The sequence below is a fragment of the Plantactinospora sp. B6F1 genome (assembly GCF_040120695.1).
Taxonomy (GTDB): Bacteria; Actinomycetota; Actinomycetes; order Mycobacteriales; family Micromonosporaceae; genus Plantactinospora.
In genome coordinates, this window is the sequence record NZ_JBEEAC010000007.1 from 171,274 (window position 1) to 183,853 (window position 12,580).

General features: G+C 73.8%; 9 protein-coding genes, 1 tRNA gene and 2 pseudogenes. 2 read left to right on the plus strand and 10 right to left on the minus strand.

From position 1 onward, the window contains the following. Nucleotides 1-9 precede the first annotated feature (9 nt). Both ABNF97_RS12690 and ABNF97_RS12695 read right to left on the minus strand, forming a co-directional pair. The gene (locus ABNF97_RS12690) at nt 10-993 is read right to left on the minus strand and encodes an SWIM zinc finger family protein (RefSeq protein WP_349338638.1); all 984 of its coding nucleotides are present in this window, start codon (nt 991-993) and stop codon (nt 10-12) included. After that, on the minus strand, nt 990-4,481 hold the full coding sequence (locus tag ABNF97_RS12695) for an SNF2-related protein (protein WP_349338639.1): 3,492 nt from the start codon (nt 4,479-4,481) through the stop codon (nt 990-992). Before ABNF97_RS12695 ends, ABNF97_RS12690 begins: the two co-directional genes overlap by 4 nt. Before the next feature lie 268 nt (nt 4,482-4,749). On the opposite strand from ABNF97_RS12695, the gene ABNF97_RS12700 reads away from it, so the two are divergent. Continuing rightward, on the plus strand, nt 4,750-5,073 hold the full coding sequence (locus tag ABNF97_RS12700) for a recombinase zinc beta ribbon domain-containing protein (protein ID WP_165436598.1): 324 nt from the start codon (nt 4,750-4,752) through the stop codon (nt 5,071-5,073). A 121-nt stretch (nt 5,074-5,194) separates the two neighbouring features. Next, nucleotides 5,195-5,404 (plus strand): DUF8847 domain-containing protein, encoded by a 210-nt coding sequence (locus ABNF97_RS12705; protein WP_130465649.1) that lies wholly within the window; start codon nt 5,195-5,197, stop codon nt 5,402-5,404. A gap of 24 nt (nt 5,405-5,428) precedes the next feature. On the opposite strand, the gene ABNF97_RS12710 is transcribed toward ABNF97_RS12705, so the two are convergent. The 8 genes and pseudogenes from ABNF97_RS12710 to ABNF97_RS12740 form a co-directional block, all read right to left on the minus strand. After that, a complete protein-coding gene (locus tag ABNF97_RS12710; RefSeq protein WP_349338640.1) occupies nt 5,429-6,094 on the minus strand; it encodes a DUF4142 domain-containing protein in 666 nt (221 codons plus the stop codon). Nucleotides 6,095-6,418: 324 nt separating this feature from the next. Next, nucleotides 6,419-6,490, minus strand: a tRNA-Val gene (locus tag ABNF97_RS12715). Between the two features lie 144 nt (nt 6,491-6,634). Continuing rightward, complete coding sequence (locus ABNF97_RS12720) at nt 6,635-7,099, minus strand: redoxin domain-containing protein (protein ID WP_130460878.1); 465 nt, start codon at nt 7,097-7,099, stop codon at nt 6,635-6,637. Between the two features lie 11 nt (nt 7,100-7,110). After that, on the minus strand, nt 7,111-7,548 hold the full coding sequence (locus ABNF97_RS12725; RefSeq protein WP_130460879.1) for a DUF3052 family protein: 438 nt from the start codon (nt 7,546-7,548) through the stop codon (nt 7,111-7,113). Nucleotides 7,549-7,659: 111 nt separating this feature from the next. Continuing rightward, nucleotides 7,660-9,633 (minus strand): annotated as a pseudogene (locus ABNF97_RS12730) (transketolase C-terminal domain-containing protein); the annotation flags it as partial. 65 nt (nt 9,634-9,698) lie between these two features. Next, nucleotides 9,699-10,149 (minus strand): annotated as a pseudogene (locus ABNF97_RS34150) (MFS transporter); the annotation flags it as partial. Nucleotides 10,150-10,315: 166 nt separating this feature from the next. Continuing rightward, nucleotides 10,316-11,935 (minus strand): mucoidy inhibitor MuiA family protein, encoded by a 1,620-nt coding sequence (locus ABNF97_RS12735; RefSeq protein ID WP_130460881.1) that lies wholly within the window; start codon nt 11,933-11,935, stop codon nt 10,316-10,318. 65 nt (nt 11,936-12,000) lie between these two features. Then, nucleotides 12,001-12,405 carry a YjbQ family protein gene (locus ABNF97_RS12740; protein WP_130460882.1) on the minus strand — a complete coding sequence of 135 codons (405 nt, stop codon included), beginning with the start codon at nt 12,403-12,405 and terminating at the stop codon, nt 12,001-12,003. Between the last annotated feature and the right edge of the window lie 175 nt (nt 12,406-12,580).

Here is a 12,580-nt window from a genome sequence, read left to right on the forward strand (position 1 = left end):
ACGGCAGGCTCAGACCGGCTCGCTCTCGCCGAACCGGCGGTAGGCGCGGCGGAGCCGCTCGGTCAGGCCCGGCCCGCCGATCGCCGCGGCCGGCGGTCCGAGCTGGCGCAGTACCAGCTCCGGTTCGGTCGCCAGGGTGGGCGCGCGGGCCGGCAGCGGCACCGGGGCGACCCAGAACCGGTCGAGCGCTCCGGCCAACGGTTCGGCGGGCAGGTCGGCGAGGGCCGGCCCGGCTCCGACCGGCGGTGAGTCGGCCGGGCCCGGGTCGGTCGGAACCGGCAGCCCGGCGGTGTCGGTGTCGGTGTCGCTGTCGGACGCACCGGTACGTGCCCCACGCCGGCCCGCCGGCCCGCGACCACGCCCCGGGTCGGTGCTCCGCCGCGCCGCCCCGCCGTCGCCGGATTCGGCACCGCGCAGCGCCCGCAGCCGGGCCAGTAGCCGGGCCCGGTCCCGCCCCCGCCAGTGCAGCAGCTGGAACGGATCCGCGTCGAACGCCTCGGCGAGCAGATAGAAGGTCGCGGCCAGGTGCTTGCACGGCACGGCGAAGTCGGGACAGTCGCAGCGCTGGGTCAGCTCGTCCACCCCGGCCGGAAAGAGTGGCGCGCCCGCCTCGGCGAAGACCGCCTCCAGCTCCGGCGGTACGTCGCCGGCCAGCAGCCGCGCGCTGAACAGCGCCTGCGCGGCGAGCAGCCTCTCCAGCCGGGTCCAGACCCGCTCGGTCAACGGCCGGAACCGGATCGACACCCGGTACGGCTTCGCCCGGGAGCCCTGGACGACGGCGGTCACCTCGCCCGGTGCCACGTCGAGCGAGAGGACCTGCCCGGCGCGGGCGTACGAGCGGCCCCGGGTGAGCCGGGTGCCCAACGCGAAGGACTCGAGTACGTCGACGAAGCGGCGGGACCACCAGGACTGCCCGATCGCCCCCCGGGCGGTACGCGCCCGCAGTCCACCGTCGACCCTGCGCGGACGGCCGTACTCGCGGAAGTCGGTCATTCCACCACCGCCCCGCTTTCCAGGGCGAAGAGTTGGCGCAGTGCCGAGGTGGACAGCTCGGTGAGCCACTGCTCGCCGCTGCCGACGATCCGCGCGGCCAACCCCCGCTTCTCGTTGATCATCGCGGCCACCTTCTCCTCCACGGTGCCGGCGCAGACGAACTTGCGGACCTGCACCGGGCGGCGTTGGCCGATCCGGAACGCCCGGTCGGTGGCCTGGTCCTCGACCGCCGGGTTCCACCACCGGTCGACGTGGATGACGTGGTTGGCGGCGGTCAGGGTCAGCCCGGTGCCGCCGGCCTTGAGGGAGAGGACGAAGAGGGCCGGGCCGGTCGACCCGTCCCCGGTGGAGTCCTGGAACCGGGCCACCATCGCGTCCCGGTCGGTCTTGCCGACGCCGCCGTGCAGGTAGAGCACCTCGCGGCCGAACCGGGCGGCGAGGTGGGCCCGGAGCATCCCGCCGAACTCGGCGTACTGGCTGAAGATCAGTGCCTTCTCGCCGGCCGCCAGTACCTCGTCCAGGATCTCCTCCAGCCGGGCCAGCTTGCCGGAGCGGCCGGGCAGCGCCGAGCCGTCCCGGAGCACCTGCGCGGGGTGGTTGCAGACCTGCTTGAGCCGGGTCATGGTGGCCAGCACCAGCCCGCGTCGCTCGATGCCGTCACTGGACTCGATCCTGGCCATCATGTCGTCGACCACCGCCTGGTAGAGGGAGGCCTGCTCCCGGGTGAGGTTGCAGAGCACCTCCATCTCCAGCTTCTCCGGCAGGTCGGTGATGATCGACCGGTCGGTCTTCACCCGGCGCAGCACGAACGGGCCGGTGATCCGGCGCAGCCGGGCCGCCGCCTCGTCGTCGCCGTGCCGCTCGATCGGCTCGGCGTACCGCTTCTTGAAGGCCGGCGCGGCGCCGAGCAGCCCGGGATTGGCGAACTCCATGATCGACCAGAGGTCGGCGAGGCGGTTCTCCACCGGGGTACCGGTGACCGCCACCCGGTGCCGGGCGGGCAGCGACCGCACGGCGGCGGCCTGCCGGGTCGCGGCATTCTTGATCGACTGCGCCTCGTCGACCACGATCCGGTGCCAGTCGACCTCACCCAGTGCGGCGGCGTCCCGGGCCGCCAGCGAGTAGGTGGTGAGCACCAGGTCCGCGTCCCGCACCGCCGCGGCGAACCTCGCCCCGCGCGGCCGTTCCGCACCATGGTGTACGTGCACCCGCAGCTCCGGGGCGAACCGGGCCGCCTCGCGCTGCCAGTTGCCGACCAGCGACATCGGGCAGACCAGCAGGGTCGGGCCGGCCTCCGGCGGGTCACCGGCGAGCAGTGCGAGCATCATGATGGTCTTGCCCAGCCCCATGTCGTCGGCGAGGATCCCGCCGAGCCCGAGCGACTGGAGGAAGGCCAGCCAGGCCAGCCCGCGCTGCTGGTACGGCCGCAGCGTGCCCCGGAAGGACTCCGGCGCCTCCCGGGGCGTCAGATGCCGCTCGGCCTGACCGGCGAGCAGGTCGCCGAGCGGGCCGTCGGCGCTGACCCCGAGCACCGGCAGCGCCGCCGGATCGTCCTCGGTGGCCAGTCCCAGCCGGAGCAGGTCGCCCACGGTCAGCTCGCCACCCGCGCGGAGCAGCTTGAGCCCGGCGGCGAGCCGCTTCGCGTCCAGTTCCACCCACTGGCCGCGCAGCCGCACCAGCGGCGTCTTCAGTTTCGCCAGCGCCCGCAGCTCGGCGGCGTGCAGCGGCTGGTCGCCGAGGGCCAGCTCCCACCGGTAGTCGACCAGCGCGTCCATACCCAGTGCGCTGCGCGACGCGACCGTCCCCGGCGCGGTACGGGTCTTCGCCTGCAACCGGGCCCCGAGCCGGGCCCCCGGCCGCTGCCACCAGGACGGGAGCAGCACCCCGAACCCGGCGGCGTGCAGCACCGGCGCACCGTCCCGGAGGAACCGGTGCGCTCCCTCGGTGTCCAGCTCCAACGCCTCCGGCGTGGCCGTACGCAGCGCGTCGTCCAGCTCCGGCCAGAGCCGGCTCGCCCGACCCAGCTCGGTCAGCAGGGTCTCCTGCGGATCGGCCAGGTGCCGGGCCAGCCCCCGCAGGTCGCCCCGGGCCGCCCAGATCCGGTCCGCCCCGACCACCAGGCTCGGTTCGTCGGCCGCCTGGAGGGCGAACTCCACCCGCCAACGCCGCTCCGCCCCGGCCGGCGCGTCGACGTCGATCAGCCCGGCCAGCGCGCCGCTCCCGGCCAGTCCTTCCCTCCCGGTCGACCCCGCCAGATCATCCGCCACGGCGGAATCGTCTGCCCCGGCCGGGTCGTCTGGCTCCGCCAGCTCGTCCGGCTCGGTCGGCGTCAGGTCGATCTCGGCCGGCGCGGGTGGTTCGACGAGTCGGAAGCAGGCCCGTACCGGGCTGCCGGCGGCGTCCCGCTGCCAGGCGCGCAGTTCACGGTCCAGTCCGGCCAGCGCCTCCGGTGCCGCGGTGAAGTCCCGCTGCCGCCCGGTCAGCGCCCGGAGCCAGTCCCGTACGGCGGCGTCGGCGGCACCTGCCCGACCCGCCCCGATCAGCCGTACGCCCTCCAGGGCGGTCCGGGCGGCGGCGTCGGTGAGCGCGTCCAGGGCCTCCGCGACGGTGGCCGCCGCCGAGCCGCTCGCTCCGGGAACACCACCCGGCCGGCCCCCGGCCGATCCGGTGCCGTCCTGCGCCGCGGTGAACCCGGCAGCCGGCGGGTCGAGCGCGGCGCGGGTCACCGGCGGCAGCGCCATGGTCAGCGCGCGGGCCCAGCCGGCGTCGGACCCGGTCAGCAGCGGGCGCCACACCGCCCGAGCCGAGCCCGCCGAACCGCTCGGACCGGCAGCGCCCGCCGAACCGCCCGGTAGTCGAGAGGCACCCGCCGGACCGGCAGCGGCCGCCGAACCGCCCGGACCGGTCGTGGAGAGGCCGGGCAGGACCCGGCCCCGCCGGACCAGCTCGACCGCGAGGTCGGCCAGCCTGGCGAGGTGGCGCAGCGACGCGCCCGGGACCGGCGGGGTCGAGCCGTCGGGTTCCCGGTCGGCGGGCGGCTCCCGGTCGGCGCCTCGACCGGCCGGCGACCGCCGCCGGGCGGGCCGCTCCCGGCCGGCCGGTGCCTCCCGGCCGCCGAGCGGCTCGGCGGCGAAGGCGAGCAGCACCGGCAGTGCGTGGTCGGCGTCGTACTCCAGGACCGGCACCCGCCACGAGGCAAGGTCGACCGGACCACGGGCCGGCTCGACCGGCTCGGTCCGGACCAGCTCCGCCGAGTCGACAGGGGCGCCGGCCCGGGTGGGCAGGGCGAGCAGGGCGCTGCCGGTGGTCGCCTTGGCGGCGAGTTCACCGAGTGCACCGGCCAGCCCGGGATGCCCGGCCGCGAAGGGGTGTGGCCGGTCCCGGGGCGGACGGCCGGGCCGGCGCGGCGGCCGGGTGGGCAGCCTGGGGTCCTCCGCCCACATCGCGAGCCGACCACCGGCCAGCCACACAGCGTGGACGACGAGCACGCACAGGTCCCTTCTCGGCCGTGAGGTCAACTGACGGAACCCCTTTGTAGCACCCCGTCGGGTGCCGCCGCGCGACCCTCGCCCGGCACCCGCCAACCGTCCCGCCGGCACCGCGGCCCGATGGCCGACGACGGTGGCCGGCTGGCTCCTGGCGATTTTTTGCCTTACCCCAGTCACGAATCGAACAGTTTCGCCCCGGCAGCCGTACTAACAGAGAGGATGACGACAGGCATGAATGCGCCGTAGATCACGAGGCGAGGCGGTGACCGTGGATTTTCCCATCGTGAAACGGGCCACGCCAGGGCGCTACCTGCTCCGCGGGCTGCTCTCCTGCGGGCCCTGCGACGAACTGCTGATCCCGTCCTTCTCGTCGAGCGGACGCCGTTACTACGGCTGCCCCCGGCGGCAGTGTCCCCGCCCCTGGATTCTGGCCGAGCAGGCCGAGCAGGCCGTCTGGGCACACGTCGCGGCGACGTACGGGGAGGCCGCCCGGGACGTGCCGCAGGACCAGCGGCAGGCGCTGCTGACCGCCGTACTGGCCCGGGTCAGCATCGGGGTACGGGTCGCGGACCTGCACTACCAGTGGCGGTGACCGGTCGGGAGGCGCCGACCGATGGCGGCGGACCGGCTCGGTGGAGACACCGGTGACGTGGTGGCGTGCCGGGTACGCCGATCCGCTGCGCCGGGCGCACCCCCGGCGGCAGGATGGCCACATGGAGGTCACCACCGAGATCCCGCTGGTCGGGGGCGCGGGTGACGGCGACATCGTGATCGTCGACCTCGACGTGCACGGCCGCCCACCGCTCACCCACCACCTGGTGGTCGACGGCGGACTCGCCCGGGCCGAGATCTACGAGCTGGAGGCAACCCCCGGGGAGAGGCCGCCCTGGCTGTACCGATGGCGCGGGCCGGCCCCGTCCTGAGTCGGTTCCGGCCCGTCCGAACCGCTACCTGCCCCGGAACACCCGGACCGTCGCGATGCCGCCCAGGGCCAGCGCGCCGAGGAGTACCGCCCAGATGACCGTGGTGTTCAGGCCGGTGCCGAACTCCGCGTTCGCCTTGGCGTTGGCGGCCAGCGACTGGTCCTGTGGCGCGGGCACCACCACCGGGGGAAGTTCGGCGTACCGGACCAGGCCGGTGCTCTCCAGCAGGGTCATGTGGTTCATGACGAAGCCGTTGGCCTGCTCGGCGAGCTGGCGCACGATCTCGTTCCGGGTTCCGGACCGGACGGCCCCGATCACCGGGAAGATCGCGCCGTGCGCCGCCCGCAGCCGGTCCACGAAGATCCGGTCGAACCGCGCCCCGGACGCGTTCGTCATCTCGGTGATCCAGCCCTTCTGCTGCGCACTCGGCTCGTTGGGCAGCTGTACGCCCAGCTTGTTGGCGGCCTCCACGGTGAGCTGGTCCAGTTCCACGTGCTGCTTGGCGATCTCGGCGCCGATCTCCCGGACCCGGGCGCTGTCGCCCTTCTCGGCCGCCATCTGCCCGGCCGGCATCTCCCAGAGCCCGGCCATGCGCACCCCGCTGAGCAGTGCCATGTCGGCAGCGCCGAGCTGGGTGGGCCCGGCAGGGGCCGCGATCGCCGCCCCCGGCAGCACGAGCAGTCCGATCACCAGGCCAGCCAGCAGAACAGCCGTCGGACGCGTTGCCTTTACCGCAGATCGGGCCGTGGCCACGTACTCAACCTCCCAGAAAGCGGCGCCAGAGTGGCAATGGAGTTGTCGGCCAGGACCGTATTGCCGTGCGCGCTTATGAGTCAATCTCGGATGCCCGAGGAGAGCGAAGCTTAGGCCACATTTAAAGGAAACCTATGTCGGCGGGCGACGCGGCCGGGTCAGCACGGCGGCCGGTACCCGGATGGTGATCGTCCGCTCACGGAACACCGGCCGGTCGATCACGACGGCAGGAACCGGGGGTGGGGTGAAAAGGAGGATCGGTGGGCGCGGCAGGTTTCGAACCTGCGACCCCTCGCTTGTAAGGCGAGTGCTCTCCCACTGAGCTACGCGCCCGGAACGCCCGTGCGGCCTACCGGCGGCGGCAAGCTTACCCTGCCGCTGCGCCCCACGGTCGACCCAGTATCCGGAACCCGGTAGCCGCCACGCACCCCGCGCGGAGACCCACCGGCCGGTCGAAACCGTACCCCGGCGGCCGGCTCAGGCCACCACCATGGCCAGAGCCTTGCGCCAACCGGCCTGGTCACGCGGCTCGCCGGGCTGGTTCAGCTCGGCGAAGCGCACCGTGCCGGCCCGGTCGATGACGAAAGTGCCCCGATTGGCGAACCCGGCGGTGTCGTTGAAGACGTCGTAGGTCCGGGCCACCCCACCGTGCGGCCAGAAGTCGGCCAGCAGCGGGAACTCGAAACCCTCCCGGTCGGCCCACACCTTGTGCGCATAGACCGAGTCGACGCTGATCGTCAGCACCTGGACGTCGTCGTTCTGGTACTCGTGGAGGTTGTCCCGCAGCTCGCCCAGCTCGCCCTGACAGGTGCCGGTGAACGCCAGCGGGTAGAAGACCAGCAGCACGGCTCGGCGACCACGGAAGTCGGAGAGTCGTACCTGCTGGTTGTTCTGGTCCTTCAACACGAAGTCCGGCGCTGGGGCGCCAACCTCGATCGGCATCCGGTTCCTTCCTACTTCCTGCCCTTGGTGCCACGGCGGAGGACCAGTCGAGCGCCGCTCCAGTCCTTGCCGGCGTTGATGGTCGACGTCTGCTGGAGGCCGGCGGTGACCGCCGTCTCACTGATCTCGCTCGGCTCGACGTGGCCCTCCCGTCCGGCCTTGGGCGTCAACAACCAGACCACGCCGTTGTCAGCCAGCGGGCTGAGCGTCTCGACGAGCATCTCGAACAGGTCACCGTCGCCGTCCCGATACCAGAGCAGCACCGAGTCCACGACCTCGTCGGTGTCCTCGTCTACCAGCTCTCCGCAGCGATCGGTCAGGGCGTCCCGGAGATCCTGGTCGACGTCGTCGTCGTAGCCCATCTCCATGACGACCATCCCCGGCTCGATGCCGAACCGGTCCGCCAGACTCCGTACGCCGTCGGCGGCCTGACCAGCGGTCGCGCTCACTGTCACGTGCCTCCTCATCTCCACTGCCAGCGGCATCCGTGCGACGCCGATGACGCAAAGTCCACACAGTTGTTCCCTCGCGCGCAAGTGGCGCACCGGGTCGAAGGGAATTTACCGCGCCAGCAGCGTTCGGGCACCCTGGGTAATGGCCTCTTCGGAGACCAGTACATGACGGGCAGCCGGACCCAGCGGCACAAAAGTGTCGATAGCAGCCACCCTACGGGCAGATCCGACAAAACCGGCATCAACCAGCGCCGCCACCACACCCTCGCCGACCCCGCCGGAGCGGCGCGTCTCGTCCACGACCAGCACCCGGCCGGTCGCCTGGGCCTCCCGGATGATGTCCGCCACCGGCAGCGGGGCCAGCCAGCGCAGGTCCAGCACCCGGACGCCGACATCCTCCTCGGCCAGCTTCGCGGCGGCCCGCAGCGACATGCGAACACCATTACCGAACGTGATGATCGTGACGTCCTCGGCCGAGCCGACGCCGTACACCCGGCCCCGGCCGATCGGCACGTGGCTGGCCGTCCAGCCGCCCGGGCCGAGATAGGGGGCGAGCCACTCCTCGTCACCCTCAGCGTGCAGATCGCGGGTGTGGTACAGCGCGATCGGCTCCAGGAAGACGCAGACACTGCCGTCCACCGCCGCACTGGCCAGGCACGAGCGCAGCATCGGTGCGGCGTCGTCGGCCCGGGCCGGCACCGCGAGCACCAGCCCCGGAACGTCCCGGAGTACGGCCAGCGAGTTGTCGTTGTGGAAGTGCCCCCCGAACCCGTCCTGGTACGCCAACCCGGCGATCCGCACCACCATCGGATTGCGGTAGGCGCCCCGGGAGAAGTACTGCATCGTGGCCGCCTCGCCCCGGAGCTGGTCCTCCGCGTTGTGCAGGTACGCCAGGTACTGGATCTCGGGCACCGGCAGCATCCCGCTCAGCCCGGCACCGAGCCCGAGCCCGAGGATCGACGTCTCGTCCAGCAACGTGTCGAAGACCCGGGGCGCGCCGAACCGCTCCCGCAGGCCCTTGGTGACCCCGTACACCCCGCCCTTGACCGCCACGTCCTCGCCGAAGACGGTCATGCCCGGGTGGTCGAGCAGCCCGTCGGCGAGCGCGGCGTTGATGGTCTGGGCCAGGGTGAGCGGGCCGGCCTGCTCCGGCAGCTTGCCGTCGAACGCGGCGCTGCGGGCCGCGGCACCCGGCCCGGCGGCCCGGCCGGCGGCGTCGGTGATCGTCCGCGCGACCCGGACCGGCCGCCGGGGCGCCAGCGGAGCCACGATGTCCGCCGCGCTCTCCAGCTTGCGCTCGCCGAGCACCTCCTCGGCGACCTTGCGGACCTGCCAGCCGACCTCGTCGTAGCGGGCGATCAGCTCCTCCGGGGTGACCAGGCCGGCCTCGGCGAGCAGCCGGGCGGTGGCCACCACGGGATCCCGGTCGACGTCCCGGGCGATCTCGGCGGCGCTCCGGTACGCGATCTCGGCGTCCGCCCCGGCGTGCCCCATCAGCCGCACCGTGCACAGGTGCAGCACGGCGGGCCGGCGGTGCCGGCGCACCCAGGCCGCCGCCTCGACCGCCACGTCGTACGTCTCGACCAGGTCGCAGCCGTCCGCCGAGAAGTACCGGATCCCGGGCTTGGCCCGCAACGCCTGCGCCACCCAGCCGTCCGGCGACCGGACGCTGATGCCGAGCCCGTTGTCCTCGCAGACGAAGAGCACCGGAATGCGCAGCCCGGCGTGGTCGCACCAGCCGGCGGTGTTGAACGCGGCGACGGCGGTGGCGTGGTTCACCGAGGCGTCGCCGAACGAGCAGACCACGATGGCGTCGCTCGGCCAGGCCGGCTCGGCCGCACCGTGCCGCCGGGCCGCACCGCCGGCCGCCCGTCGACCGGCCGGCCGCACCCGACCGTCACCGAGCCGGCGCAGCCGTTCGATGGCGAAGCCGATCCCGACCGCCCGGGGCAGATGCGAGGCGATGGTGGAGGTGGTCGGCACGACGGCCACGGCGGGGTTGCCGAACACCTTGTGCCGGCCGCCGGCGATCGGCTCGTCGGCGGAGGCCACCACCCCGCGCAGCACGTCCCGGGCGGCATCGAGGACCGCGTCCGGCGTGCCGGTCCCGTCGTCGGCGTCGCCGTCCCGGTCCCGGTCGCCGGGCTTTCCGTTGCCGTCCTGGCCGCGCATCGCCTCGGCCACCCGTTCGGCGACCCCGACCCGGTGCGCCGGGCCGTCGTCCTGCCCGGCCCGCGCGGCGAGCCCCTCGGCCTCGGCCTGGACGGCCCGGGCGCAGTAGAACGCGCCGGACCGGTAGTGCAACAGGGCCGGATCGGTGGACCGGACCGCGAGCGCCACCGCCGCGTTGCCCTCGTGGCCGGCGGAGCCGATGGTGTAGAACCCCTCGCCGAAGCTGCGCAGCCAGCGCGCAGCGAGATCAAGGTGCCGGCTGACCAGTTGGGCGTCGAACAGTTCCAGGGCCGTCCGACCGTCGAGCGTGCCGCCGTCCCGGACCGGCTCCGCCGCCGTCCGCCCGGTCGCCGACACCTCGATGGCGCCGACCGCCTCCCGGAACCGTTCGTCGAGATCTTGGGGGGTGGTCACGTCCGACAGCATTACCGACGCCGGCCACCCGTGACCACTCAGACACGTCACAACCGACCGTGGCGTTCGGGTTACCTCGCGGGAAGGTCCCGCAAACCATGGCGATCTCGGGCCGGCGCGCACGTCGACCCGGGCGCCCCGGTCTGGGAGTGATGGCGCTCAACCTGTGGCCCGGCGGCTACTCGCGCCAGCCGGCCAGCTCGACACCCTTGGCCAGCTCCACCCGGAGGCCGAGGAGGATCTCCCGGGAGGCTCCCGGCGGCAGTTCCAGCCGCCAGATCAACTCGCCCAACGCGGCCCGCTCCTCAGGCGCCGGATCGAGGCGCAGCTCGCGGACCGTGATGCCCTCGGCGCGCGAGACCGGAAGCTGGTCCAGCATGGTCACCCGGGCCGGCCGGGGAGTGTGGTTGGCCACCGTCGTCCGGTACTCGACCTCCCGGCGTCGGGTCGAGCCCAGCGTGGCCCTGGTGTCGCTGCGCCGGATCAGCTCCCGCTTCACCCGGATCCGGTCGTCGAGGCCGAGCGCCAGCTCGACCTCCTCCCCCGGCGCCCAGGTCGGCAGCGGCGTACTGCCGACGAAGTCGCCGCCGTGGAAGACCGAGGCCGGTCCGGGCAGCATGGTGTGGGCGGAACCGTTGGTCACGGTGGCCCGCAGGTGCACGTCCGGGGTACGGACCGGCGCGGTGACGTAGTCGAGGGTGGACTCGAGTTCGAGCACGGCGACGACCGCACGGTGTGCCCCACCGTCGGCGGGCACCGCCACCGGGCGGGCCGGCCGGTACGTGGCGGCCACCACGCCCTGCTCCACGGTGGCGGTCGACTGGGCGACCGGGGCGGCCCGGCGGGCTACGGCTCCCGGGGCCGGCGGCGGACCGCCGACCGCACCCGCGGCCACCGCCATCGTCCGGACCGGCGCACCGCCCCTCCCTCGTTCCTGGACCGTCCGGTCCAGCTGGTCCAGATACCAGGGAGTCAGCTCGGGCAGGGCGGTACCGGTGGTCGGACGGGCGGTGGAGAGCTGCAGCTCGCACTCCGGCCAATCCTCGCCGGTGCGCTGGCTGACCAGCCCGAACCAGGTGAGCGTCAGGTTCTCGTCGACCAGCCGCAGGTCGTAGGAGGAGGTCCAGCCCGCCCCCGGCACGACGTACGACAGTTCGAGTCGGACCTCGGCGCTGCCGCTGCCGTCGCCGGGCTGCTCCGCATCGGCGGGGTCGGACCGGACGACCACGTCGGCGGCGAGCCGGTCCGGCTGCCGCTTGCCGGGCAGGGCCGCGAGTTCGCGTTCGACGGCGGCGAGCCGGTCCTGGGTCTCGTCGCGCCGCCGGCCCAGCTCCCGCCGCCGGGCCTGGCTCGCCGCCGTCTGCTCGGCCACCGAGTCGGTGAATCCGAGTACGTCGGCTGGGGTGGCCTCCCCACCGGCCAGCGCCCGGGCGTACGTGCCGCCGGCCCGCTGGGCGAGCCGGGTCAGGAACTCCTCCCGCCCGGTCTCCACCGCGTCCGCGTCGGCCAGCTCGGCCAGCTCGCCGGTCAGCTCGCGGCGCCGCTGCTCCAGCTCGGCAGCGGTCCGGTCGGAGGTGCGCGGCTGCACCTCGGTCAGCACGTCCACCCCGAGGACGCTCGCCGGCCCGTGGCCGCTGACCCGCAGCGAGTCGCGGTGCAGGCCGAGCGGGAGCGGGCCGATCCGGATCCGGTGCTCCCCGGCGGGGAGCTGAAGGTCCGCTCGGCGGGTGACCCGGGCCCGGTCCGGGAAGACCGTGACGGCGACGATCGGTGCGTCGATGCGGGACGGCGGTGTCATCCCGGCGAGGCTACCGAACCGGCGCCACCGCCGCGGCTGCCCTCGGGCGCCGGGGTGGGCGGCGGTCAGCCGGGCAGGAAGGAGAGGCGGACCTGGCGGGTGGAGTTGTCGCCGTTCGGGTCGACCAGGCAGATCGACTGCCAGGTGCCGAGCGCCAACCGGCCGCCGAGCACCGGCAGCGTCGCGTACGGCGCGACGATGGCCGGCAGTACGTGGTCGCGCCCGTGCCCGGGTGAGCCGTGCCGGTGTCGCCAGCGGTCGTCGGTGGGCAGCAGATCGTCGAGGGCGGTCAGCAGGTCGTCGTCCGAACCGGCGCCGGTCTCGATGATCGCCAGGCCGGCGGTGGCGTGCGGCACGAAGACGTGCAGCAGTCCGTCCCCCTTGCCCGCGAGGAACCGCTCGGCCTCCCGGGTGATGTCCCGGACGACCGGCCGGGAGCCCGTCCGGATCGTGATCACCTCGCTCTCCATCCGCCCAGTCTGCCGCAACCGTCCACCCGCCGGGTGGCGGTACGGAACGTCGCCGGATGACGGTACGGAGGGGATGAAATGCCGGCGACAAACCGGGCCACCCTGGGGCGCACTGCGAGGCCTCTTCCGGAAACTCCGGATTTCCGGGCGGTTACCGTCGGGTACCTGTGTCCCG

Excerpts from the sequence above, each read along its gene's own strand:
- ABNF97_RS12690 (WP_349338638.1), bottom strand. The coding sequence starts at position 993 with ATGACCGACTTCCGCGAGTACGGCCGTCCGCGCAGGGTCGACGGTGGA.
- ABNF97_RS12705 (WP_130465649.1), top strand. The coding sequence starts at position 5,195 with ATGGAGGTCACCACCGAGATCCCGCTGGTCGGGGGCGCGGGTGACGGC.
- ABNF97_RS12720 (WP_130460878.1), bottom strand. The coding sequence starts at position 7,099 with ATGCCGATCGAGGTTGGCGCCCCAGCGCCGGACTTCGTGTTGAAGGAC.
- ABNF97_RS12735 (WP_130460881.1), bottom strand. The coding sequence starts at position 11,935 with ATGACACCGCCGTCCCGCATCGACGCACCGATCGTCGCCGTCACGGTC.
- ABNF97_RS12740 (WP_130460882.1), bottom strand. The coding sequence starts at position 12,405 with ATGGAGAGCGAGGTGATCACGATCCGGACGGGCTCCCGGCCGGTCGTC.